We start from the raw sequence: 23,663 nt of genomic DNA, 5'->3' as shown, positions 1-23,663 counted from the left end.
CAAACACCCCGCGGGAGTTTACCCTTGAGGGCCGAGGTCGAAACATCCCATGGTTATGCGCCCTATCACTGATGGAAAGACTCTTGCGGCGTCTGGCGCCGAAGCTGAGGAAGGCGGGAGGCCGACGATTGTTTCGGCGCCAGACGCCGCGTCGCCGGAACTCGTCCTTCGCCCGCGTCGGCGCACGTTTACGGCCAAAGACAAATTGCGCATCCTCGATGAAGCGGATCGCGCGGCTGGGGTTCCTGGAGGCATCGGGGCGATCATACGCCGCGAGGGGCTCTATTCATCGGCCCTGACGGACTGGCGTCGCCAACGCGCCGCCGGGGCCTTTGAAGCGCTGAGCCCTGTCAAGCGCGGCCCCAAGGTCGTAGAGCCCAATCCGTTGGCGGCCGAACATGCGCAATTGCAGCGCGAGAACAGGCTCCTGACAAAACGCCTGGAGCGCGCCGAGGCGATCATCGAAATCCAAAAACGTATGGCCCGCCCCGTCTGCAAGCAGTTTTATCGAGAGCGCCTTCTGATGGGTCTGCGTCAACGTATCCGGCCTCGGGGCGAGCCCCCGGCCAAGATGGAGATACGCGCGTTCCGGTCCTCATAAAAGTCTCGGCGTCGAACGCCGTTTTTTGAACCAGGTTTCCAGAACGCCGTTCGACTATCAGTCAGGCCATCTTTCGATCCACCACCCGCAAACATCGTCGGACGATCAGCAGCACATGCGCCGAACGACCAGTCTCACGCCGCCAGGATCGCCTCCTTGTCGGCAAATGTTTCTCCACGCCGCAGCACCGCCCAGGAGATCCGCGCCAGCTTGTTGGCAAAGGCGACGACCGCGACATTCTGATGCACGCGGGCGAGCAGCGTCGTCAGCCACCGCCCGAGCGACGTGTCGCGTTTGGCGACATGGGGGAGCGCCGCCCGCGCGCCATGGATGAGTTGCCTGCGCAAATATCGGTTGCCCCGCTTGCTGATCCCGAGCAGTTTCGGCTTGCCCCCCGTCGTCGCCTGACGGGGGACCAGGCCGAGCCAGGCCGCAAGATCGCGACCATGCTCGAACGTCTCGGCCTTTCCGATCGCCGCCAACAAGGCCGAAGCGATCAGGGCGCCGACGCCCGGTATTGTCGCCAGTCGCCGGGCGTCCTCGTTCTCTTTGGCGAAAGCCGTGAACTCCGCGTCGAAGGCGGCGATGCGCTTGTCCAGCTCGCGCCATTGCGTGCGAGCGTCGTCGACGAGCCTGTACATCCGGTCGCTCAAAGTGTGTCGGCCCCCTTCGTCCAGCATGACGGCGAGATAATCCGCGAGATGACGTTTACCCTTGGGAACGACGATTCCGCGCTCCAGAAGGATCGCCCGCAGTTGGTTGATCAGCGCCGTCCGTTCGCCGACCAGTCGGTCGCGAGACCGATGCAACGTCTGGATGTCGAGCTGATCCTGCGTTTTCAGTTCCACAAAGCGCATGGTCGGCCGCGTCGCCGCCTCGGCGATCCCTTCAGCGTCGCGATCGTCGTTCTTCTGCGCTTTCACATAGGGGCGAACATATTCGGGCGACATCAGCCGAACCTCGTGGCCATGAGCCGCGAAGACCCGCCCCAGATGATGAGCGCCGCAGCACGCTTCCATCGCGACGACACAGGCCGGCAGCTTCGCTGCCAAGCCGATCAGCGTCTCCCGCGTCGCCCGCCGCCGCATGACCACCGTCCCGGCCGCGTCGAAGCCAACGAGACTGCAAATATTCTTGCCGATGTCGATCCCGAGCACGGAAACCTTCGTCTTCATGACCAATCCCTCCGTTCTATCGCCGGCGAGCCTACTACGCCGGAAGGAGGGGCGGGCCATTCCATAACGTATGGCCCGCCCCGTCTGCAAGCAGTTTTATCGAGAGCGCCTTCTGATGGGTCTGCGTCAACGTATCCGGCCTCGGGGCGAGCCCCCGGCCAAGATGGAGATACGCGCGTTCCGGTCCTCATAAAAGTCTCGGCGTCGAACGCCGTTTTTTGAACCAGGTTTCCAGAACGCCGTTCGACTATCAGTCAGGCCATCTTTCGATCCACCACCCGCAACGTATGGCCCGCCCCGTCTGCAAGCAGTTTTATCGAGAGCGCCTTCTGATGGGTCTGCGTCAACGTATCCGGCCTCGGGGCGAGCCCCCGGCCAAGATGGAGATACGCGCGTTCCGGTCCTCATAAAAGTCTCGGCGTCGAACGCCGTTTTTTGAACCAGGTTTCCAGAACGCCGTTCGACTATCAGTCAGGCCATCTTTCGATCCACCACCCGCAAACATCGTCGGACGATCAGCAGCACATGCGCCGAACGACCAGTCTCACGCCGCCAGGATCGCCTCCTTGTCGGCAAATGTTTCTCCACGCCGCAGCACCGCCCAGGAGATCCGCGCCAGCTTGTTGGCAAAGGCGACGACCGCGACATTCTGATGCACGCGGGCGAGCAGCGTCGTCAGCCACCGCCCGAGCGACGTGTCGCGTTTGGCGACATGGGGGAGCGCCGCCCGCGCGCCATGGATGAGTTGCCTGCGCAAATATCGGTTGCCCCGCTTGCTGATCCCGAGCAGTTTCGGCTTGCCCCCCGTCGTCGCCTGACGGGGGACCAGGCCGAGCCAGGCCGCAAGATCGCGACCATGCTCGAACGTCTCGGCCTTTCCGATCGCCGCCAACAAGGCCGAAGCGATCAGGGCGCCGACGCCCGGTATTGTCGCCAGTCGCCGGGCGTCCTCGTTCTCTTTGGCGAAAGCCGTGAACTCCGCGTCGAAGGCGGCGATGCGCTTGTCCAGCTCGCGCCATTGCGTGCGAGCGTCGTCGACGAGCCTGTACATCCGGTCGCTCAAAGTGTGTCGGCCCCCTTCGTCCAGCATGACGGCGAGATAATCCGCGAGATGACGTTTACCCTTGGGAACGACGATTCCGCGCTCCAGAAGGATCGCCCGCAGTTGGTTGATCAGCGCCGTCCGTTCGCCGACCAGTCGGTCGCGAGACCGATGCAACGTCTGGATGTCGAGCTGATCCTGCGTTTTCAGTTCCACAAAGCGCATGGTCGGCCGCGTCGCCGCCTCGGCGATCCCTTCAGCGTCGCGATCGTCGTTCTTCTGCGCTTTCACATAGGGGCGAACATATTCGGGCGACATCAGCCGAACCTCGTGGCCATGAGCCGCGAAGACCCGCCCCAGATGATGAGCGCCGCAGCACGCTTCCATCGCGACGACACAGGCCGGCAGCTTCGCTGCCAAGCCGATCAGCGTCTCCCGCGTCGCCCGCCGCCGCATGACCACCGTCCCGGCCGCGTCGAAGCCAACGAGACTGCAAATATTCTTGCCGATGTCGATCCCGAGCACGGAAACCTTCGTCTTCATGACCAATCCCTCCGTTCTATCGCCGGCGAGCCTACTACGCCGGAAGGAGGGGCGGGCCATTCCATAAAAGTTGCTCTGTTGCTGGGGCTCCCGATCGTGAACGACGAGGACTCCTGATGGACGCCGTAGCGGCGCTGGCGCCACGCAGTGGCCTGATCGCTGCGGCCTGCGCAGCGCTGGGCCTTTCGCGCGCCAGCCTGCACCGCCGCGAGGCTGCGCGTAAACAGCCGCCGGCCGTCGCGAGGGCGCGTCCGAAACCTCTGCGCGCGCTGACCGACACCGAGCGACAGCATATTCTCGAGATGCTGCGCGGGCCGCGCTTCGTCGATCTCGCGCCCGCCGAAATCTACGCCTGCCTGCTCGACGAGGGCGTCTATCTGTGCTCGATCCGAACCATGTATCGCATCCTCGCCGAGCACGGCGAGGTCCGCGAGCGACGGCGGCAATTGCGCCATCCCGCCTATCAAAAGCCCGAGCTTCTGGCGACCGGACCCAATCAGGTCTGGTCCTGGGACATTAGTGTGCCGCAGCAAGCGGCGTGAGAGATGAGGGTAGGTCCCTCGCCATCGGCTTGCAGGAGCAGGTGGCAAACCACCGTGAGCGGCGTGGGTCAAAAGCCCAGGTCGTGAGCGTCACGGAAAAGGCGCCACGAGGCGTCAGGTGTGGAACAGGAAGGCGAACACAAGTGAACTGCCGTTCAAGTGTCGAAAGTGATCAGATGACATCGAAAGCGGGGAGTGATGTTGCTCCGCGATCAGTCTGGACGATACCTGCTTACGGTCCAGACGGTGTCCGGCATAGAGGCAGCGCCAGCCTGTTTCGGGCTCTCACGTTGAACTGCGGGAACCTTCGACGGCGATGGAAAGCGAAAGGCGCAAGCCCGCAAGGCGAGGCCGATAGTAGCGATGCGCCGTCAAGGGACGGAGCCGCCTGTAGTAGCGATGAAGCCGCTGTAATGGCGGCGGAGCAAAGGGGCGGCGTCATCCAGGGCCAAGGTGTGGCCAACCGTGTGAGCGGGAGGAGCCACGCATGAAGCCCAAGTCATTCGACATTCCCAAGGCTCTCGTATGGGAGGCGTATCAACGTGTGAAAGACAAGGGCGGAGCCCCTGGGGTCGACCACGAGACGATCGAAAAGTTCGAGGAACGCTTGGGCGACAAGCTGTTCAAGCTTTGGAATAGAATGTGCTCCGGCAGCTATTTTCCGCCGCCGGTCAGAGCCGTTCCGATTCCGAAGAAGACAGGCGGCGTTCGCGTGCTGGGCGTGCCGACGATAGCCGATCGGGTGGCGCAGACGGTCGTGAAGCTGTGGCTCGAGCCACAGCTCGATCCTCTGTTCCATGCCGATTCCTACGGCTATCGACCGGAGCGGTCGGCACATGACGCGATCGCCATCGCCCGACGCCGGTGTTGGGATTATGATTGGGTTGTCGAGTTTGACATCAAAGGTCTGTTCGACAACATCGATCACGAACTCCTGATGCGGGCGTTGCGGAAGCACTGCCAGACGCCTTGGATCTTGTTGTATGTGGAACGCTGGCTGAAAGCGCCGATGCAGACCACGGATGGCGAGATCCGAGCGCGAGATAAAGGCACGCCGCAAGGCGGAGTCGTTTCGCCGCTGTTGGCGAACTTGTTCCTGCACTATGCCTTCGACCAATGGGTGGATCGCCATCTGCGGAGCGTTCGGTTTTGCCGATACGCCGACGATGCGATTATTCATTGCAAGAGCCGAGCGCAGGCGCAGTTCGTCCTGCAACGGATCGATGAACGCTTCCGTGAATGCGGACTCGAACTGCATCCGAGCAAGACGCATATCGTGTATTGCAAGGATATCAATCGTCGACAGGATCACCCCTCGATAGAGTTCACCTTTCTCGGTTATACGTTCCGGCCGCGCAAAGCGGTGGACAAATATGGCCGGGTCTATGTGAACTTTTCCCCGGCAGTCAGCCGCGCGGCGTGCAAGGCCATGCGGCAGACGATTCGGGGTTGGCATCTGCAATTGAAGTGCGACAAAGGACTGGCCGATCTTTCGGCCATGTTCGATCCGATCCTCACGGGGTGGCAGCAATATTATGGCCGCTTTCATGGGTCGGCGATGTCGACGATCTGGAAACATGTCAACGCCTATCTGACGCGTTGGCTGATGCGCAAATACAAAAGCCTCGCTCGACATAAGATGCGAGCGAGGCGCGCCCTCGGGCGATTGGCGCAACAGTTCCCGCGCGCCTTCGTCCATTGGAGATTGGGATTTGTTCCAGCGGCCGGATGATGGGAGCCGGATGATTCGAGAGGATCCTGTCCGGTTCTGCGAGGGGCCGAGGGTGGAACTCCCTCGGCCTACTCACCCGAAGCTGATGGGGCCGGTCAAATGGACCTACTTCTACCTCTATGTGATCCTCGATATCTTCAGCCGTCGCGTCGTCGGCTGGCACATCGCCGACGCGGAAACCGCCGCGCTGTTCAAACCTCTGTTCAACGACGCTGTCGAAAAGCACGGCGTGGAGCCCGGCCAGCTCACTCTGCATGCCGATCGCGGCGGACCGATGAAAGCCAAGGCCACCGCCCTGCTGCTCGCCGATCTCGGCGTCACCAAATCGCATAGCCGACCCTATACATCGAACGACAATCCATTCTCCGAAAGCTGCTTCAAGACACTGAAATACCAGCCGCAGTTCCCAAAGCGCTTCGGCTGCGTCGAGGATGCGAAGACATTCGTTCGCCACTTCTTCACTTGGTACAATCGCGACCATCACCACGCTGGCATCGGATTGATGACTCCGAATCAGGTTCATTTCGGCCAAGCCGAAGAAATCTATGACGCCCGCCAGAAAATCCTCGATCGCGCCTTCGAGGCCAATCCCGAACGTTTCGTCAGAATACCGCCGAGCCCACCCCGAAAGCCAACCGCCGCCTGGATCAATCAGGGCCGTTCAGTTCTCTATACTTTATAGCGGACGGGCGATTCCCGTCGCGACGGATGTGTGAATCTATAGGCGACAACCCGAATCGGAGGTTGTCGCATGCAGGTGTCGCTTCTGGAGATTTTGCGGGACATTCCGGATCATCGTCGCCGAGAAGGCAAGCGGTTCGATCTTTCGACGGTGCTGCTCTACGCGATCATCGCCATGGTCGGCGGCGCCAATTCTTATCGGCAGATGCATGAGTTCATTCGCGCGCATCGTCTGCGATTGAACGACGCCTTCGGCCTGAAGCTGCCCTACACGCCATCCTACACCGGTCTGCGGCTGATCCTGCAAGGCGTCGATCCGGCAGCGTTGGAGGCGGCGTTTCGACGTCATGCCGCGAGCATGCCGGCGCCGCCCGCCGTGCAGGGGCTGACGGCGATCGCCGTCGACGGGAAGACTCTGCGCGGCAGCTTCGATGCGTTCAGCGACCGGAAGGCCGCGCACATGATGTCGGCGCTGCGACACGCCGATCGGATCGTGCTCGCGCATGTGATGGTCGCCGAAAAGAGCAATGAGATTCCCACCGCTCCGGAGCTGATCGAAGCGCTGGGATTGAAGCGCTGCCTGTTCACGCTCGACGCAGAACACTGCCAAAAAAACTGTTCGAACGCGTGATCGCGTCCGGCAATCACCTGCTGACGCAGGTGAAGGACAATCAACCGGGCCTGCGTCGCCGGCTCGAACTCGGCGCGGCGGGCCGCAAGCCGAGCGGCTCTGCGACGAGCCAGTCGAAAGGCCGCAACCGCTGGGAGACGCGAAAGCTTTCTGTCTTTCCAGCGAAGGCGTGGTTCCGCCATACGGCGTGGGAGCCGCTCATAAAGACCGTGCTGCGGCTGGAGCGCACAATCTACCGCCGCGATCCGGCGACCGGTCTTTTGAAGCAGACGATCGAGACCGTCTATTGGGTGTCCTCGGCGACCGGCCCGACGCCCGAGCGTTGGAACGAATGGATCAGAGGCCATTGGCGCATCGAGAACGGCAGCCACTATGTGCGCGACGTGGCGTTCGCGGAGGACGCTTCGCGCATTCGCAAGAACCCGGACATCGTCGCGCGGCTCCGCTCCTTCGCCTATAATCTCCTGCGCGCCGATGGTTGCGACAACATCAAGAACGCCAGATGGCGCGCCGCTCTCAATATCCGAGCTGCCCTCGAAATGGCAGGGGCTCGTTAAGAACTGCACAGCCCTGCTGGATCAATCCACCGCTCAAAACACAAGAACTCCAAGCTTAAATTCCAAATCCCGCTGTCTCAAAATCGTTGACACGCTCCGCGGCTTGCCGGCCGCGGCGCTGCGCGCCTTCAACGTCTCGAGCAGCGCCGCCAGAGCCGGCCCGTTCGGCTCGACCGTATATTTCGTGTGCTTGCGCGAGCCCGGGACTTGGACCGCGAAAACCCATTTCTTCGAGCTCAGCTCCAATGCTCCGATCAGCGTGTTATCGTAATCCAGAGCGGCGGCCACAGGCGCTTGATCCACAAACGGGCGCATCTTCGGGGTTCCTTTCGGTTCGAACGACAAACCGAAGCCTACCCCGTCTCGGCCGTCGCTCGCCCCCATAAGGTCTGTTGACCTGCGTCAGCCCTATTGCGATATCCCCCTCTTCGGGCGTATCTAGACGAACATCCACGGCGGTTCCACTCACGCCCGGAGTTAACGCTATAGGGGTCAAGAGAGCCACAAACACGCAACGGATCAGATCGATAAAGAGGCGCGATGTGCGTATTCAGGTTATGGGATGGTACGGTCGAAGGAATAGCGGCGACGAGGCGTTCAAACTCGTGCTTAGAGCCCTATTGCCTGAACATTCAATAAACTGGTCGCACGGCAATCTGCCGAATAATTATGCCTCAGGCGACGTAATCGTTCTCGGCGCGGGTGACGTGCTGAGACCGTATTACCTTGAGCACTTACCATCAGACGCACGTTTTTTCGTCTACGGTGCAGGATTAGATGGCGACGAAGATGTAAGCTACGCTGCATCTCTGAAGGATAGAATTATTGGCGCCTGGTTTCGTAACCGCAGCGACGTAGACACGTTGCGCAAGCGCGGTCTCGACGTTAATTACACACCTGACATTGTTTTCCAGCTGGGAGACCAGCTCCGGCGGCAAGCATTCGCTCCCGAGCAAGGAACGAAGAAAGTAACGGTTTGCCCTTCGGCAAACCTCGATCAGCACGCGCTACTAACCAACGACGCTGCGCTGTCCATGTATTCTAATTTTTTTAAATTACAGCTAGCGTCAATTATTGATATCTTGCTAAAACGCGGCTACGAGGTAGTGCTCGTTCCGATGTCATTCGACTACAATGATTACGACCTAGGTTATTGCTGCCAGCTATATTCGGCAATCAAGGGGGATCGCTCACGTGTGAGAATAATTGAAGCGGAGCCTTCAATGTCGGCTATAGCAGGCGTGATTGGATCAAGCGAGTTTACAATCACAACGAAGTTTCACGGAATGATATATTCCGTCATGATGGGGCGGCCGTTCATTAGCATTGGTATGGGAATGAAAAACGAGCGCTTTTGCGTCGAGAACGGGTTATCATCCCTGCATGTCCCGAGGTTTAGCTTGCACGCATCTTCTTTCCTGAATGCATTGGATGCGGCGCTCTCCTCCGATGCTTCCCAAAGGATTCAATCTGTTGCGCAGCGATTAGAGGCGGAGGCGAGCCAGGCAGGACAGAGCTTTCGGCACTTTTTGGTGACACACAGCGGACAGCAATGATGATTGAGTGCATGCAACGCGACTTTCATAAGTCACTCAAAGCTACAGCCAGCAGCGTGGCGATGCGGATTGAATTTACGCAGCTTGAAACCGTGCTCGATCGGCATGAATACATTACCAGAGACGACGTTGTCGAAGTCGCACTCGGCAAAACAATTACGCTTTTACAAAAAGGCTCGATGAAACGGTGCGTGCTGATCGATGACCCTTTTGCCGAAGGCGTGGAACATCCCGGTGCCGTCCGCTTGTTCGACGCCATCGTGGAGTGTGACGACATCATCGCAGTCGGTGTCGATGCTCTGACAGCTTCACAAACTTATTTTCCGCGCATTCCTGCGCGACATTTCGAACGCCCGCCGATTGCGAAGTTCCAAGCGCGGGCATCGGCGAAAGACATACTGGTCGTGGTGGCGCCAGGCTGGACGCAGGAGGGCAGGGAAATACAGCATTTGCTTGCGCAGCGATCAATTGGCAGCACACAGGTCGACCCCTGCAGTGGCCAGCAGCAGGAACTCCGAGATTGCAGTTTCAGCGCTGCTGTTCTCGTCGGCTGGTCTAGAACTTTACCCACAGGATACCGCCTCGTTGATCTTTGGGCGGGCGATCTGGCGGTGGTCCAGGTCATGCACAAACTCAGCTGTCACGAAGACCTGATCGGCGAAGCGATCCTCGTGAGTGATCGGCACAGCGGGATCCTGGCGGATGACAGTCAGCAATGCGTGGCTGAAGTTGCCAGAATTTCCACGGACTTCGTGCTCAGCGCCAAACTCGCCAGCGGAGCAAATATAAAGCAGTTTGCGAGGCTCGGCTGGGCAAAAATTACTGGGGCGGCATTCTCATGAGCGAAAGTCAACTCAAACTTGGATGGGTCACGCCATTCAGTGCCGCATCGGATGTTTCGGCATTCAGCCGGAATCTTCTTACCCACGTCGCGAGGCCGGACGTTGACGTGACTTTGTTCGTTAATGAAAATGGTGCCCGATACGGGACGACTTTACGGACAGTGCCCCTGTCCGAGAAAGGCGAATTCGCCGAGCTGATGACGGGTCTGGACGCTGTCATCTATAACATCGGTAATAATTCGGAAAGTCACGGCCGCATTTTCGAGCTGATGCGCCGTCATGCAGGAGTTGCGATACTTCATGATTACACCTACCAGCATCTTTTTGCCTGGCGAATATTCGAACGGAATTGCGGCAGGCAAAGCTACGCCAGGCTTCTGCGCGATCTTTATGGGTCTCGAGGTTTCAATGCAGCGATTAGCTCCGGAATCTCATCCCGAGAGCGAGCATTTTATGGTCCCTGGGACACGGATTACGTCACCGAATTTCCGCTGCTAGAACCGATCTGCAACTTGGCGTCTGCGGTGGTCGTGCATTCCGAGTTTCTGGAAGGGCTGGTCCAATCTTTTTTTGACGGCCCCATCTTAAGATTGTTCTTGCCGTGGGATCAAAAACCTAGTCTTTCCGCGTCTCAGATCGCGGCTTGGAAAAGCCGAACGGCATCCCAGACAGGATGCACGTTCGTGATCTTTGGACATATCTCCAGAGCCAAGTGCATTGAGACGGTTGTCGAAGCAATGTTTTCGTCGAAGATACTTCGTGAAAGCGCCAGACTAGTCGTTGCTGGAGCCACCTCAGGCCACGAATATATCGATCAACTTAAGCTTATGGTCGATGCCGCGGGCCTTCACAACAACATTTCCTTCGAACTCAACGTCTCCGACACTCGTCTGTTGGCAATCAAGGAAGCTGCAGACGCTTTCGTCAACCTCCGCTGGCCGAACACCGAGGGTGCGTCGGGGTCGCTTGTTGAACAGCTGAACGCCGGCAAGCCTGTCATCTGCTATAAGGGTGGCTGCTATGGAGAAGTGCCGGAGGGCGCTGTCAGACACGTTGACCGAAAAGATGGCATCGGTGCTGTGAGGACTGCTCTGGAGCAAATCCTGGAAGATCGCGGTTACAGGATCAACGTCGGCGAAGCAGGACTCAAGTGGGTCAGGACACGCGGTAGTGATGAATACGCGAATCGTCTCATTTCGTTCTTGCTGCAGCATCGAGAAGAACTGGCGGCGCGGGCAGCATATTTGGATCCGCTGAGAGCCACCCTGCTCGGCAATATGCCATTGTCCCTCGAGCGAGCTCAATGGCGCACAAATCTACGCAAATCGAGGCGAATCATCAAAAACCTCGATCTCGATCCCTATGTATTCTCCCCCGAACCATTCTTAGAATGGTCAGACGCAGACTTGATCGAATACGTTGTACGGGTTTTGATTCCGTTTGATCTACGCGCCTCGTCAAAACCTGAGATCGCCCGGACACTTGCGAGTATGGGACGACTACACCTACATCGGGTCGTTTCGCAGCTGCGTTTTTTTTCACAAGCTGACCCCGTCGCAGTCGGCACCAGAGTCTCACGCATTAACGATGTGAGATTTTGGGAGTTATTGACGTATTGCGATGTATACACCCAAGCCGCTGCCTTATACGGAGCCGTCCTCGGGCGCATATGCAGCCTCGAGGAGCGAGAAGCAGTCGTCAATGCGCTTGGGTCGGACCACGAACGACCCAGCCTAGCGTTGCACTTTATCGAATTTGCGACTTCATTCGAATACATCATGAACTTTGGGGCGGACCCGCTGATGGATGGCATCCGGGACTGGGCGGAGAGGCAGATTCTGTTTTCCAAGAGCCGATTAGTGGAGCTTGAAATCGATTCAACCGTACAGTTCCAGATTTCAAATCCCATTCTCAACAGTGTGCTGGAAGGGGGTGGCTGGCATCCGGTAGAAGAGAACGGCGTATGGTCCCGATCGAGAAACGCAGCTGTGATGTTCAGAGCCGCGTGGGATAACAAAATAAGTGTCGATCTTGAAGTATCTCTCGCAATCGCAGACAAGTCTAGTCAGACTGTGAGTATCTTCGATGATGAAACCTGCATCGCGACCGCTATCCTGGCTCCCGGTTCGCACACGCTCAAAGCTCCGCTTCGAAGTCGAGAATGCACAGAAATCCGTATCGGTTTTCGCCTAGCCAGAGGGTACAATCCCCAACTGCAGTCGGGCTCTGATGACGGGCGCTGGCTAGGCGTCTACCTAAAGGAGATCGCGATCAGAGCGCAACGTGCCGAGGAGGACACCGCTGATCCAATTTCGGGGGCTGATGACGTCGACCAAATCACGATAGTTCCAGCTAAGCCAGTCTCGATGGTAGCGACCCAGCGAACAGCAACGGCTGCCGCTGACGAAGCCTCTGTTGGTTGAAAGACTATACGTTCGCCGGTACCTGCGGCCGAACATTGCTGGCCTCCCGAGGGTTTAACACATGACTCATCTATTCGACTCAGAACAACAGTCTTCTCGGCAGCAGACCACACCTGCCGCGACCGTCACGATTGCGCCGGGACTGGCGCCGATTCCGAATGAAGACTATAACGAATCTGTCTTTCAGATCCTGAGCAGCCGCAAGATATTGGAGAACGAGTATCTGCGGGGACACGCGAGAAGGTATTTTCACTGCGTACGCCATATGCCGCACGGCAAGTGGCTCACCGACGGAAAGAACGGCGCCGCTCTAGAATTGGGTACGAGTTTTGTATTCCCCTTTGTATTGAAGGACATGTTCAAATTTGGGCGCGTCGACTTCACTGATTTTGGGCAACCTGGTGAGAAAAGCCAGAGCCGGAAAATACCAGGAGATTGGAAGATCAGGGAATGGACGAGCTACAACGTTAACCTTGAAGAGGAGCCTATTTCAGTTCATGACGAGTCGTATGACCTTGTTATCTGCTTTGAGGTCATTGAACATATGGAAAAGGATCCCATGTATATGATCGCGGAGATAAACCGCATTCTCAAGCCTAATGGCGTCCTTTTCATGACAACCCCTAATTCGACAAGCGCTCGCAATGTTTATAAAATACTACACGGCTATGCGCCTCATTTTTTCATGAAATACTCCAAGGCAGCGACGCTCTACCGCCATAACGTAGAGTATGCGCCACATCAGATAAAGGCGATCGTCAACGCGGGTGGATTCTCGGTCCGGAAGATGTGGTCCGAGGATTTGTTCGAAGCGCCTATGCCGGAGATAATCGATCTCCTCTCTGCACTCAAGATGCCGGTTGAGTATCGCGGGGACAATATCTTGGTGATTGCCGAAAAGGCTGGTCCCGTGAAGGAAAGATACCCAGCGGAGATCTATTTCTAGAGCGAGGTTAATGATGGGCGCCTTAACCCTAGCGGCGAATTTGCTCGCATTTTTGGCTTTAACGATACTGAGTGCCAATGATACTTGGAGTTCAACCCGGGTGCCCCGCGCTCCTATAGTTGAAGTTGTTCCTTATCTTTGGGGAGGGCTATTGAACGGCGGATCAAGGCACGAGCGATTTAGGGACTCGGTTTCGTTCTTGTTGGATAAAGGATTCCGACGCATACGTTTTACGATAGGCGCCCGCGCGGCATCCGAATACGGGGTTACGGACGAATGCCCCCAAAATAGAACGACACTCAAATGTTATCTAATGCAGTACCTCGACGATCGAGTTTTTGATGACGAAAGGCTGACTGGGCTATACATTACCATCGAGGACGTCCTGGATGAGGGTCTAAATGTAAATGCCACCCGTCTTGTGCAGCGTCGGAACGCCCTGGTTGAAGAATACAATCAAGCCTTCGACTACTTAGCTGAAAGATTTAAAGCGCGTGACCACTTTCAAATCTTCGTGCTGAACTGGGAGGCCGACAATCGCATTTACTGTGGGCATGCCTGGTCGTTTGCGACCTCACCGCAGGAGCGAGGCGCTTGCGAAGCTAGCGTAAACCTGTACGATCGAATTCAAGCTTACAGGGAGTGGAGCCGACTGCGCCAAGAGGCCGTTAGCGCGGCTCGCAGTCGACACACGGGCTTGGATATAACGGTGGTCCCGGAAATCAATAACGTCAGCATGTTCGCGCAACAATGCAACCCTGCAAAGGCGTGCGATCACTATAAAACGGCGCTTGAAATACTGAGCGCGGGCGGCACTCTTCCTCTTTGCTCCTACTCGGCCTATGAGGCTCTGAAGTCGCCCCTGTTTTCCCAAATTATCCAAAGGCTATTGACAGTGTGCGATCGCGTGATCTTCGGCGAAGTGGGGTTCAAACTTACCGACGTGCCCGCAGAAAAGTTTTCAAAATTTGCGGGTCAGATTCAGCCCTTCCTCCCACGAATCGAATCAGTCGTCATTTGGAATTCCTTCGAGGAAGAGTCGAACCGCGAGCGAGGTTATGGCCTATTCAGTGGCGATGGTGCCCCGTTGAACTTCAGAAATTTGCCCCAAGGTCTCGGGCCGGAGTAGAAGTCGAGCTATACCGACCAATTTTTCGACGCCGGCATCTCGATGTTTTTCTCGCTCGATACTGGCTTTCTTTTTGCCAGAAGGTACAAAATACCAGCTACTTAGATTTGCTTCCTAAACCCAACGTTTTGACGAGCTTCAACCGACAATGTTACACGCATTCTTTTTATGTGCGCTATATTTTTAAGTCTATAGTTGGAATATATTCCTAGATAGAACCTTCTCCCGAGCGTGAAAGTGAAGGACTAACACGATGACGAAACCGACAAAGCATAATTCAATCCCGTTTTATGACCGCTCGGAAGCGGAACGCACCGCTATTACCAAGGAAGCGATCGACGAAAACCGAACGGTTATGGAGCGCTGGGCAGCTCTGACTGCCGCCGAAGCGGAACCGTGGTCTGCTCGTGCGGCAATGGCAGCAGTATGGTTGGCCGATGAATGCAGCGTCGCCGATTTAGGCTGTGCCACTATGACCCTTGAGCGTTATTTGAAACCCAAGCAAAAATACATCCCCGTGGACGTCGTCGCCCGCGATCACCGTACGGTTGTATGCGATTTCAACCTAGAAGCACCACCACCAACGCCAGCAATCGCCGCTGCATGTCTTGGACTCATTGAATATATCCATACGCCAACCAACTTTATGGCACTTATAGGCGCGCAATACCAAACGACCGTCGTGAGTTATTGTGTAACCGATGCCCCAGCTGCACCGCAAAACAGGCGCGCAAACGCATGGGTCAATGATTTTGATACGGCCAGTATCGAAGGAATATTTCATAAGACCGGTTGGACAATCTCTCAGAGCCGATGGGTCGATGATTTGCAGCGTATATGGCTACTCCACAGGACGCTGGCGACAGATGATACATCGGAGCTGGAGCCGAAGCTGTTATTCGGCGCGTCACATTGACCCCCCAATCGGCGTGGAGGCCATAAAAATATACCGGAGCAAACAACGGCTTGGCTTTGCGACCCCGTAACCGGGGCAAATTTCCGGGCGGGAGGGGGTGTCGCAATCTGAAAAATGTGATTCAAGCTGCGGATGACCGCGGCGCCGCCTGATTCGCTCGAACGCCTGACACAAGCCGAACTGATCGGCGTGGTGCGCGATCTCATCGGCGAAGTGACGCGGTTGCGAGCGGAGAATGAGAAGCTCGGCGGGGCGTTGGCGCAGCTTCGGATCGAGCATCAGGCGACCAAGGACGAGCTTGCACGGCTCAAAGGCCTGCCGCCGCGTCCTCCGTTCAAGCCGTCCGGCATGGATAAGTCGACAGATGCGAAGGCGGCGGAGAGCGGCGGCGGCAAGAAGCGCTCATTGCGCCGGCGCGGCAGCCAGCTCGACAAACTGAAGATAGGCGCCACAATCGTCGTGAATGCACAGCAACAATTATGAAGGCCGCTTACCGACAATTAGACAGGCCATGTCTGCCAAGCGTCGAGTAGCGATCAGGACGCTATCTGTGTAGTTGTCGTTTGGAAAGAGGGTATTGTTGCGACAATTACATTAATTGACGCTGGCTGTTTTGGGTCCTTGTGAGGGTAATTGTCGCTGGCGCTTCGACCGCCGGCGATTACCGGGAGTGAGGCGACGTGTTTCTATGGCAAGCTCAAGCCGAGGACGGCGGTTCCTCGCTTTCGGCTCTGCGGGCTGCGGAGCGCTCCCTGTAGCTTTCTCCATTCAGTGCGCCCCGATGGCGCGTATCACCAGTGGAGGTAGGTTCCACCCAGATAATTGTCGATAGGTCGTAAGGCTCCGCCGAGGGCCGTCTGGCGATCGGTGCCGACGTTGGCGATAGTCGCGCGCGTGGCGCGGGGATCGTGTCCACTGTAAGCGTAGCTTTGACCCCACATTCCGATTTTTCGCGTTATTTGCGAGGCTTTGGTCTCTGATAAGGAGATCGGCTTGTGCATACGCATGATGATAAGCTCGAACCGAAAGCCATTCGGCGGCTGGAGTTGATCACGGGGACTGGGCAACGGCGAGCCTGGTCGCACGAGGAGAAGGCGCGCATTGTCGAAGAGACGCTGGCGCCGGGGGCGATCGTTTCGCATATCGCTCGCCGGCATGGATTGACGCCGCAGCAGCTATGTCAACGGCGGAGAGATTTCCGGCCGGCGGGGCGGCGCAAAATCAGGCCAGTGGGGCGGGATCGCCGACATGCAAAAGGGCCCGATCGGGCCCTTTTGCATGTCGGCGGCGAAAATTTCTCGGAGGCCCTACGAGGGAAGGATTTCGCCCGTGTCGGCGTCGACGCTCGCCTCGTCGATCGGCGTGGGGGTGACGCGTCTTCGCGCCTTCGATTGTCGGAGCCTGTAGCTCTCCCCGTTCATCTCGAGGATGTGGACATGGTGGGTGAGGCGATCGAGCAGCGCGCCGGTCAGACGCTGATTGCCGAATATGCTCGTCCACTGTATTCGTCCGGCGGCGGCCGCCTTACGAATCAGCGCGTCGGATAAGACACTGTGACTAGCCACAGGTTAGTCACAGAGAGCCATGGATCGCATCGAGATCATCACGTCGGTCGAGCGACGTCGCAAGCACTCTCTCGCTGAGAAGGAGCGATTGGCCATGGCGGCCGCGGCTCCGGGGGCGAACGTCGTGGAGATCGCGCGGGCGGCCGGCGTCGACCCGAGTCTTGTCTATCGGTGGCGAAGAGCGCTTTCGGCGGCGCCATTGATATCGAGCGAAGTCGACACGCGAGACGAGCCGACCTTCGTTCCCGTGACGATCGCATCTCCGATGCCAGCGCCAATGCCCGCGTTGGAATACTTGAGGGTTCAAATAGGTTCCGCGTCACGAGTCATGCAGCTGCTCGACCGCGGAACCTATTTGAAGCCGGATTGAACGAAGCCGCGGTGGCGTTAGCCACGATCTATGGGCGCTCGATGCGCCAGGCGGGATTTCGACGGCGCCATCGGAGATGGGAACAGCCGCGGCGTTCGAGCAGCGAACGGCCGAAAGGGCGCCGATGCTCGATGACGCCGTAGCTTCGCGGGGATCTGCGATCGGCGTTGCGCTCGCGATCTATGGATGGCGGCGGTGAAATGCGCGCTGCGCCGATCGCTCCCGTTCGGCGCAGGAGTGTGTCCGTCGAAGTCGGCGAATAAGAACGGGGGGCGATCCATTGGCCTCATGAGGTGTCGCATCTTGGCGTCGAGTGGCGTGGCGTCGAAGGACGCGGCCAAGGGCCGAGATCGACCATGCGGCCGCCGCAACAGGGGCAGATGTCGATCCTCTTGCCGGTGAGCATGGCGTAGCGTTCGCGATAATCGGCGGGTTCGACGCTCGGCGGCGGATCGGCAATATCGAGAGCGGCGCGGATATGGGCGAGCTTCTGGGCGCGGCGGGTGTTGGCGAGAAAGCCGAAATGACGAATACGCCGAAAGCCCTTGGGCAAGACGTGCAGGAGGAAGCGGCGCATGAACTCGTCGGCGTCGAGGGTCATCGCCTTGGATTTGTCGTTGGCGCGATAATCTTTCCACCGAAAGCGCACGACGCCGTCGTCGCAGGCCAGCAGCCGGCCATTGGCGATTGCGACACGATGCGTGTAGCGGCCGAGATAGTCGAGGACCTGTCGCGCGCCGCCGAACGGGCGCTTGGCTGCCGCGCGCCAAACAAGGTGAGAGTCCAGCGTCAATCTGGATGAGAATCGCGGGGGTGTCGGCGTGACGAAGGGAGGTGTGCCAGGCACGGGCAGGAAGAAGCCGGGTCGGCAGGCGACCCAGCGTCCATCCGGCCCGAGACCGCCGCCCGGCACGATGCAATGGACATGCGGATGATGCGTGAGAGTCTGCCCCCAGGTGTGCAGGACGGCGATCATGCCGGTCTCGGCGCCGAGATGCCTCGGATCGGCGGCGATGACGCGGATCGTCTCGGACGCCGCCTTGAACAGAATATCGTAGACGAGGGCCTTGTTCTGGAGAGCGATCGCAGCGATCGGCGCCGGCACGGTGAAGACGACGTGAAAATACGGAACCGGCAGGAGCTCGGCGCGACGATCGGCGAGCCACTGCGCACGCGCGAGCCCTTGGCACTTGGGGCAATGTCGATTGCGGCAGCTATTATAAGAGACGCGAACTTCTCCACAGTCCTCGCACTGCTCGACATGCCCGCCGAGCGCCGCCGTTCGGCACGCCTCGATGGCCGCCATCGCGCGGCGCTGGTCGATAGACAGTCGGACGCCTTGCGCCGCGCGAAACGCGGCGCCATAGCGGCGGAAAATATCCGCGACCTCGATCTTTTGGCGCATGCGCGCCGACTATTCGGGCGGCATCACCCTGAGCGAGAGACGGTCGAAGGGGCTCGGCGTGGCGGCGATGAGATCAGCGGCGACGCGTGTGTAGCGCGACGTCGAGGACAGATCGGCGTGACCCAGCAGAACCTGGATGACGCGAATGTCGACCCCGCTCTCCAGAAGATGGGTGGCGAAGCTGTGTCGCAGCATATGCGGCGTCACGGGCTTTCCGAGTCGGGCCCGGCGACGCGCCATCCGGCAGGCGTCCTGCAGGGCGCCGCGGCTGACGGGTTCGCTCGGCTCCTGGCCAGGAAACAGCCAGAGGCCGGGGCGCGTGCGTCGCCAATAGGCGCGCAGAATCTCGAGGAGCGCCGGCGACAGCATGGCGTAACGGTCTCTGCCGCCCTTACCGTTTTCGACGAGGATCAGCATTCGCCGGCTGTCGATCGCGGCGACCTTCAGACGCGCGACCTCGCCGACCCGCAGCCCGGCCGCATATGCCGTCGTCAAAGCGACGCGGTTGCGCAGTCCGACGACTGCTTCCAGAAACTGCGCGACTTCTTCCGGCGCGAGGACCGGCGTCAGCTTCTCCGGCTCGCGGCCGAAGACGATCCGCTCCAAGGCGTCCTTTTGACCGAGCGTGACGCCGTAGAAAAACCGCAGTGCGCAGGCGACCTGGTTGATGTGCGTCCAGGAATATTTTTGGGTGACCAGATGTAGCTGATAGGCGCGGACGTGCTCCGTGCCGAGCAGGTCCGGCGAACACTCGAAATGTCGGCTGAAACGCGCTACCGCATAGAGGTAGGATTGCTGCGTCGCCGGCGAGAGATTGCGGATCGTCATGTCTTCGGTCATGCGCTGACGAAGAGGGCTCGTGGCAGCCATCTGGGGCTCCTGTCTCGAGAGGGGTGATGTGGCAATCACATCCTCTCAGACAGGAAGCTTCACTTCACCGATCTCGCCGCCCCTCCCGCGTAGCGGGTTCGTTCAATACGCAATTTTCAAGCCGCGCAGGCTCGCGGCCATGGCTTCCCGGAGCTTGTGCGCCAGCACGAAGGCCGTCTTATATTGAACGCCCAGATCTCGGGACAGGGCGAGCATGCTCTTGCCCTTCACCTCGTTGCAGAACAAGACGATCGACAAGAGATAGGCTTTCAGTGGCAGCTTATGCGAAGAGAACAGCGTGCCCGAGGTCAGGGAAAAGTCGCTGCCGCAGGCCTGGCATCGCCAGCGCAGATGAGCGCCGCGCCGACAGTCATAGCAGGCCGTGCAGCCGCAGTTCGGACATACGGGCTTGCCATCGGTCGTCGCCCAGCGCAGCCGCGCGAAAACATTCGCGGCGCCGCGGTCGGACATGCGCATGACCTTGCCGATGCTGAGAGATCGCGCGGCGGCGGACAGGAGGAAATGCTGAGCCATGGCGCCTTCGCCAGATAGAACATAACAAGAACACTCTTGGCGAGATCGCGACCGATGTCAAGCGGCGGTGGCGGTTGCTACATAAGACCGGAATTATGCATAAGGCTCCGTTGACAAATACGATGCGTTCGACTAAAGACGTTTGCATTCAACTTGCTATTTGGCAAGTTATGGAGGGTTGGGCCAGCAATATTTTCATAGTCGCTCACGTCGACGGGGCTGAGCATATCCAACGTCGGGCGCTTTGTGGTCGACGAGGACGGGCTTTGTAGGTGAAACGGGGTGGCCACTCGGTATATGGGAAGATTACGAAATGAGCGCAAGCGGCACGGCAACGCCACTGGAGAATTGGTCTCGTTCGTACGGGAGCCGTTCTGTATCTTCGGGCGCGCAGGCAAAGCCTGAGGCGGCGGTCGTGAAGAGAGAGGAAGTGGTCGCTTCGTCCACGTATGAGCCATTCACCGCTGCCCATTTTGCGGTATTCGGCTGCCCGCCTGACGAGCAGGCGCAGAGATATTGGCAGTCGATGAATATCGAGTCTCTCCCTTTTACCGCCATTGTTGATTTACTTCTCTCCCGACGTGACCTTGACAGTTCGGAGGCTTGGGCAAAATTCGGGCTCATTCACGCGATTCAGATCGATCCGGATCAATGGCCCGAGCTCGGTCCGCTCCCCTTCATCGTCGCCACGTATGACCGGCTCGCCGGCAAATTGCCCCAAATCGAGCAGGTGGCGCGCTTGCTGGAACACATGATCGGCAAGTCGCTGTCGCCGCGCAGCGTGATCGAGCAACTTGCGGCCGAGCTTGAGGTCGCCGGCCCATCAGTCAAAGGCTTGATAGAGGCGTGCAAGCTGGAGGGGAGCGGACCTTTCTGGCGCTTGGCTTTGGCGCGCCGAGCTCCGTTCTCGAAGAGAGAGATTTACGCGGCTCTCGTTGACGTCAAGACGATGCAGACGTTGTGGCGCACACAGTGGGGACTTCAGGCTTATGAGGCAGCGTACCGTCTATCCGCTCGCTGATATGGTGGCGGTGAAGATCGTTGGAGCGCCGGGCAAGATGAGCAAGGCGAAGGTGGTGAAAATCCACTGAATACAAGGAGGTGAACTGGTGGGGTGGATGCCCCCTTCGGCCGGCGTCGTATGAAGTCGGAGGGCGCCCGGATGGGAGGCGCGACGAAGGAGGTCATTATGGCGGAGGTCCATGTCTCGGCGATTGATTTGGCGAAGCGCAGCTTTCAGGTCTGCGGAATAGCTCGCGGCGGGGTGGTTCTATTCGTTCGCACAGTTTCGCGTTCGAAACTTGAGCAGCTCTTGCCTGGGCAGACGCCCCGCATCGTCGCGATGGAAGCCTGCGACACGAGCCATTATTGGGGTCGCGTAGCGCAAGGCCTCGGCCATGAGTTGCGCCTCATCCCTCCAATTTACGTGAAGCCCTTCGTCAAGCGCCAGAAGAACGATGCCGCAGATGCAGCGGCCATCGCCGAGGCGGCTCTGCGACCGAATATGCATTGCGTGGCGGTCAAGAGTGCTGAGTATCAGGCGCGGGCAGTCGCCCTACGGACGCATCAGTGTTTCTTCAGACAGCGAACGCAATTGATAAATTCGCTGCGCGGGCACCTGGCGGAGTTCGGGACCGTCGAGATGCACCGTCTATGCACGGTTCCCGGCGTCGGTCCCATCACGACGGGCGCGGTCCTCGCCTTCGCGCTCGATCTGCGCGCTTTTTTCAGCGGCAGGAATTTCGCCGCCTGGCTCGGCCTCGTGCCGCGCCAGCATTCGGCCGGCGGAAAAACGCGGTTGGGCTCAGTCAGCAAAATGCTGCAACATAACATTCGAAAGCTGCTGATTGTCGGCACCATGAGCCGGATCCGCTGGATTGTCCGCAAGGGCGTGCTGCCCGACCATTGGCTGGGCCGCATTCTCGGGCGCGAGCCGCGCATGGTGGCGGTCGTCGCATTGGCTAACAAGATCTTATGACCTTTTTCAAGCGGAATCTGCGTGCGCGATCCACCCCGCACTCCTATGAGGCGAGGGTGAACATATTCGGCGAGGCAGAGGTCAGGACGCCGGCGTGATTTCGACGGTTGAGCCGTTTCTCATTCGCGGGTTGGATACCGCATACGGAGCTTTCGTCGTAGGGGGGCCTCGGTCCGACCCGCGGAGATCGGTCGTGCCGCTCCTAAACTTGACGGAGGATCCCTTGACCGGCGCCGACGCCCTGGCCGCTGCCTCGATGTCCTTGTGTACGCGTTACGCGCCGATGGTCTTCGGTTCGACTTGTCGCGCGATCGCCCACATGAAGCCGACGAGCTCGCGCGCGATGGCGGTGATCACGATCGGCGCCTTCTTGCCGCGCGCCAGCATGCGACGGTATCGCCCGCACAAGCGGACCTGCGCCTTCCATGCGATCTCACGGTGTCAGGAGCCATTTTGGCGTGAGAATACGTTTTAAGGGAAATCAACGAGTTAACTAAAGCCATGATGCTTGAGAATATCCATTTAATTCGATAATATCGCTTGCCGAAGCCAGCTAATTTGAGAATTTGCTGTTCCAACATTTCTATAGAATTGCGAACGGCGACGCACGACACGGCCCAGTTTTCCGGCCAAAGCGACGTGGGAAGCCGTCAAACGTGAGAATATTATTGGTCAATATTATCACGTTCGATGGCTTTTTGGATTCGGATTCGGATATTCTCAAGCCAAGATGGCTCCTGACACCCGGGATCCGTTTTCTGCAGCGCCGCCGACGCCGATCGCGCCGGCGATTGTCAATCGGCATCGAAAATTGACCCCCGATCGGCGTTCAAAATTGACCCCCTTTTGGCGTAGGGCGGAACGCGAGCGCTCGCCCGGCGGAGCTGGCGGGGTTGCGCAGCCGGGGCGAGTGCGTTTCGGTTCGCGATGTGATCGGGAAGCGTCAGGCGCGGTTCTTGAAGCGCCAGCTTTCGTTGCCGGTCTCGACGATGTCGCAATGGTGGGTGAGGCGATCGAGCAGCGCGCTGGTCATTTTCGCGTCGCCGAACACGCTCGGCCATTCGCCGAATGCGAGATTGGTAGTGATGATGATAGAGGTGCGTTCGTAGAGCCGGCTGATCAGATGGAAGAGCAATTGTCCGCCAGATTGCGCGAAGGGCAAGTAGCCGAGCTCGTCGGAGTATGATTGAAGTCCATTCTCGTGAGATATTCCGCGAAGCGTCCCTGACGACCTCCTCGCGCTTCGGTCTCGAGCCTGGTGACGAGTTCGACGGTGTTGAAGAAGCGGCGCGTTTTCCAGCGCGAATGCAATTTCTTGCAATCGCTATCGAAAGATGGCTCTTCCCCGTACCGGTTCCACCGACGAAAACACAATTACGTTGTTGGTCGAGGAAGCCGCCGTTCGAGAGATCGCACCAACCCTTCATTGATCGGCGTACCGTTGAACTGGAAGCCGTCGAAGTCCTTCGCCAGCGGCAATTTGGCGATCGTCATCTGATATTTGATGGAGCGCGCGTGCTTTTCGGCGATTTCCGCCTCGAGAAGATCGCCGACGATGCGTGGCGGCTCATGCTGCCTCTTTATGCCACTCGACATCACCTCGTCATAGGCGTTCCTCATGCCGA

The 23,663-nt window shown here is 58.6% G+C and carries 18 protein-coding genes and 7 pseudogenes; 16 read left to right on the top strand and 9 right to left on the bottom strand.

Translation table 11 applies throughout. The features are described from left to right. Positions 1-205 precede the first annotated feature (205 nt). Entirely contained in the window at positions 206-601 is a 396-nt protein-coding gene (locus K369_RS25065; RefSeq protein ID WP_210165038.1) for a hypothetical protein, read from the top strand. Between the two features lie 134 nt (positions 602-735). On the opposite strand, the gene K369_RS00115 is transcribed toward K369_RS25065, so the two are convergent. Further along, the gene (locus K369_RS00115; RefSeq protein ID WP_036286117.1) at positions 736-1,776 is read right to left on the bottom strand and encodes an IS110 family transposase; all 1,041 of its coding nucleotides are present in this window, start codon (positions 1,774-1,776) and stop codon (positions 736-738) included. Between the two features lie 544 nt (positions 1,777-2,320). After that, positions 2,321-3,361, bottom strand: coding sequence for an IS110 family transposase (locus K369_RS00110; protein WP_036286117.1), 1,041 nt, complete (start codon positions 3,359-3,361; stop codon positions 2,321-2,323). An 86-nt stretch (positions 3,362-3,447) separates the two neighbouring features. On the opposite strand from K369_RS00110, the pseudogene K369_RS00105 reads away from it, so the two are divergent. The 4 genes and pseudogenes from K369_RS00105 to K369_RS28060 form a co-directional block, all read left to right on the top strand. Then, positions 3,448-3,882 (top strand): annotated as a pseudogene (locus tag K369_RS00105) (IS3 family transposase); the annotation flags it as partial. Between the two features lie 508 nt (positions 3,883-4,390). Next, entirely contained in the window at positions 4,391-5,635 is a 1,245-nt protein-coding gene (gene ltrA, locus K369_RS00100; RefSeq protein WP_036286114.1) for a group II intron reverse transcriptase/maturase, read from the top strand. Positions 5,636-5,714: 79 nt separating this feature from the next. Beyond that, positions 5,715-6,317: pseudogene (locus K369_RS00095) on the top strand (transposase); the annotation flags it as partial. A gap of 69 nt (positions 6,318-6,386) precedes the next feature. Continuing rightward, positions 6,387-7,504, top strand: a pseudogene (locus tag K369_RS28060) (ISAs1 family transposase). A gap of 33 nt (positions 7,505-7,537) precedes the next feature. Here K369_RS28060 and K369_RS00080 read toward each other — a convergent pair. Continuing rightward, positions 7,538-7,792 carry a hypothetical protein gene (locus K369_RS00080; protein ID WP_156967608.1) on the bottom strand — a complete coding sequence of 85 codons (255 nt, stop codon included), beginning with the start codon at positions 7,790-7,792 and terminating at the stop codon, positions 7,538-7,540. Between the two features lie 254 nt (positions 7,793-8,046). Here K369_RS00080 and K369_RS00075 point away from each other — a divergent pair, with 254 nt between their 5' ends. The 8 genes and pseudogenes from K369_RS00075 to K369_RS28055 all read left to right on the top strand — a co-directional run. Next, on the top strand, positions 8,047-9,060 hold the full coding sequence (locus K369_RS00075) for a polysaccharide pyruvyl transferase family protein (protein WP_156967607.1): 1,014 nt from the start codon (positions 8,047-8,049) through the stop codon (positions 9,058-9,060). Between the two features lie 11 nt (positions 9,061-9,071). Beyond that, positions 9,072-9,902, top strand: coding sequence for a hypothetical protein (locus K369_RS00070; RefSeq protein WP_198032974.1), 831 nt, complete (start codon positions 9,072-9,074; stop codon positions 9,900-9,902). After that, on the top strand, positions 9,899-12,325 hold the full coding sequence (locus tag K369_RS25055; protein ID WP_084570355.1) for a glycosyltransferase: 2,427 nt from the start codon (positions 9,899-9,901) through the stop codon (positions 12,323-12,325). The genes K369_RS00070 and K369_RS25055 overlap by 4 nt, the downstream gene beginning before the upstream one ends. A 61-nt stretch (positions 12,326-12,386) precedes the next feature. Next, on the top strand, positions 12,387-13,271 hold the full coding sequence (locus K369_RS00055; protein WP_036286094.1) for a methyltransferase domain-containing protein: 885 nt from the start codon (positions 12,387-12,389) through the stop codon (positions 13,269-13,271). Between the two features lie 313 nt (positions 13,272-13,584). Continuing rightward, on the top strand, positions 13,585-14,400 hold the full coding sequence (locus K369_RS00050; RefSeq protein WP_036286092.1) for a hypothetical protein: 816 nt from the start codon (positions 13,585-13,587) through the stop codon (positions 14,398-14,400). 253 nt (positions 14,401-14,653) lie between these two features. Continuing rightward, complete coding sequence (locus K369_RS25885) at positions 14,654-15,316, top strand: hypothetical protein (protein WP_156967606.1); 663 nt, start codon at positions 14,654-14,656, stop codon at positions 15,314-15,316. Positions 15,317-15,448: 132 nt separating this feature from the next. After that, positions 15,449-15,799, top strand: a complete 351-nt coding sequence (locus K369_RS00045) for a hypothetical protein (RefSeq protein ID WP_036286090.1) — start codon at positions 15,449-15,451, stop codon at positions 15,797-15,799. A 512-nt stretch (positions 15,800-16,311) separates the two neighbouring features. After that, positions 16,312-16,518 (top strand): annotated as a pseudogene (locus K369_RS28055) (transposase); the annotation flags it as partial. A gap of 105 nt (positions 16,519-16,623) precedes the next feature. Here K369_RS28055 and K369_RS27410 read toward each other — a convergent pair. Then, a pseudogene (locus K369_RS27410) lies at positions 16,624-16,815 on the bottom strand (ATP-binding protein); the annotation flags it as partial. An 85-nt stretch (positions 16,816-16,900) separates the two neighbouring features. On the opposite strand from K369_RS27410, the gene K369_RS24295 reads away from it, so the two are divergent. After that, positions 16,901-17,251 (top strand): transposase, encoded by a 351-nt coding sequence (locus K369_RS24295; protein ID WP_051948584.1) that lies wholly within the window; start codon positions 16,901-16,903, stop codon positions 17,249-17,251. A gap of 286 nt (positions 17,252-17,537) precedes the next feature. On the opposite strand, the gene K369_RS00030 is transcribed toward K369_RS24295, so the two are convergent. The 3 genes from K369_RS00030 to K369_RS00020 all read right to left on the bottom strand — a co-directional run bounded on the left by K369_RS00030 (position 17,538) and on the right by K369_RS00020 (position 20,060). Further along, positions 17,538-18,656, bottom strand: a complete 1,119-nt coding sequence (locus tag K369_RS00030; RefSeq protein WP_036286085.1) for an IS91 family transposase — start codon at positions 18,654-18,656, stop codon at positions 17,538-17,540. A 9-nt stretch (positions 18,657-18,665) separates the two neighbouring features. Beyond that, positions 18,666-19,526: a site-specific integrase gene (locus K369_RS00025; RefSeq protein ID WP_036286082.1), complete on the bottom strand. Its 861-nt coding sequence runs from the start codon at positions 19,524-19,526 to the stop codon at positions 18,666-18,668. 102 nt (positions 19,527-19,628) lie between these two features. Next, on the bottom strand, positions 19,629-20,060 hold the full coding sequence (locus tag K369_RS00020) for a transposase (RefSeq protein ID WP_051948581.1): 432 nt from the start codon (positions 20,058-20,060) through the stop codon (positions 19,629-19,631). Positions 20,061-20,373: 313 nt separating this feature from the next. Between K369_RS00020 and K369_RS00015 the strand changes: the two genes are divergently transcribed. Further along, a complete protein-coding gene (locus K369_RS00015; protein WP_156967605.1) occupies positions 20,374-21,081 on the top strand; it encodes a hypothetical protein in 708 nt (235 codons plus the stop codon). Between the two features lie 168 nt (positions 21,082-21,249). Further along, positions 21,250-22,038: an IS110 family transposase gene (locus K369_RS00010; RefSeq protein ID WP_036286211.1), complete on the top strand. Its 789-nt coding sequence runs from the start codon at positions 21,250-21,252 to the stop codon at positions 22,036-22,038. 273 nt (positions 22,039-22,311) lie between these two features. Here the strand turns inward: K369_RS00010 and K369_RS25880 are convergent. Beyond that, positions 22,312-22,476 (bottom strand): annotated as a pseudogene (locus tag K369_RS25880) (IS110 family transposase); the annotation flags it as partial. A 505-nt stretch (positions 22,477-22,981) separates the two neighbouring features. Then, positions 22,982-23,663: pseudogene (istB, locus tag K369_RS00005) on the bottom strand (IS21-like element helper ATPase IstB); the annotation flags it as partial.

Source organism: Methylosinus sp. PW1 (assembly GCF_000745215.1).
GTDB lineage: Bacteria > Pseudomonadota > Alphaproteobacteria > Rhizobiales > Beijerinckiaceae > Methylosinus.
This window is presented reverse-complemented; position numbering and strand designations above follow the sequence as displayed.

Coding starts and splice junctions, on each gene's coding strand:
- K369_RS00045 (WP_036286090.1), top strand. CDS start 15,449: ATGACCGCGGCGCCGCCTGATTCGCTCGAACGCCTGACACAAGCCGAA.
- K369_RS25885 (WP_156967606.1), top strand. CDS start 14,654: ATGACGAAACCGACAAAGCATAATTCAATCCCGTTTTATGACCGCTCG.
- K369_RS00030 (WP_036286085.1), bottom strand. CDS start 18,656: ATGCGCCAAAAGATCGAGGTCGCGGATATTTTCCGCCGCTATGGCGCC.
- K369_RS00055 (WP_036286094.1), top strand. CDS start 12,387: ATGACTCATCTATTCGACTCAGAACAACAGTCTTCTCGGCAGCAGACC.
- K369_RS00020 (WP_051948581.1), bottom strand. CDS start 20,060: ATGGCTCAGCATTTCCTCCTGTCCGCCGCCGCGCGATCTCTCAGCATC.
- K369_RS00015 (WP_156967605.1), top strand. CDS start 20,374: ATGAGCGCAAGCGGCACGGCAACGCCACTGGAGAATTGGTCTCGTTCG.
- K369_RS00010 (WP_036286211.1), top strand. CDS start 21,250: ATGGCGGAGGTCCATGTCTCGGCGATTGATTTGGCGAAGCGCAGCTTT.
- K369_RS00070 (WP_198032974.1), top strand. CDS start 9,072: ATGCAACGCGACTTTCATAAGTCACTCAAAGCTACAGCCAGCAGCGTG.
- K369_RS00025 (WP_036286082.1), bottom strand. CDS start 19,526: ATGGCTGCCACGAGCCCTCTTCGTCAGCGCATGACCGAAGACATGACG.
- K369_RS00050 (WP_036286092.1), top strand. CDS start 13,585: ATGCAGTACCTCGACGATCGAGTTTTTGATGACGAAAGGCTGACTGGG.
- K369_RS24295 (WP_051948584.1), top strand. CDS start 16,901: ATGGATCGCATCGAGATCATCACGTCGGTCGAGCGACGTCGCAAGCAC.
- ltrA (WP_036286114.1), top strand. CDS start 4,391: ATGAAGCCCAAGTCATTCGACATTCCCAAGGCTCTCGTATGGGAGGCG.
- K369_RS25055 (WP_084570355.1), top strand. CDS start 9,899: ATGAGCGAAAGTCAACTCAAACTTGGATGGGTCACGCCATTCAGTGCC.
- K369_RS00110 (WP_036286117.1), bottom strand. CDS start 3,361: ATGAAGACGAAGGTTTCCGTGCTCGGGATCGACATCGGCAAGAATATT.
- K369_RS00115 (WP_036286117.1), bottom strand. CDS start 1,776: ATGAAGACGAAGGTTTCCGTGCTCGGGATCGACATCGGCAAGAATATT.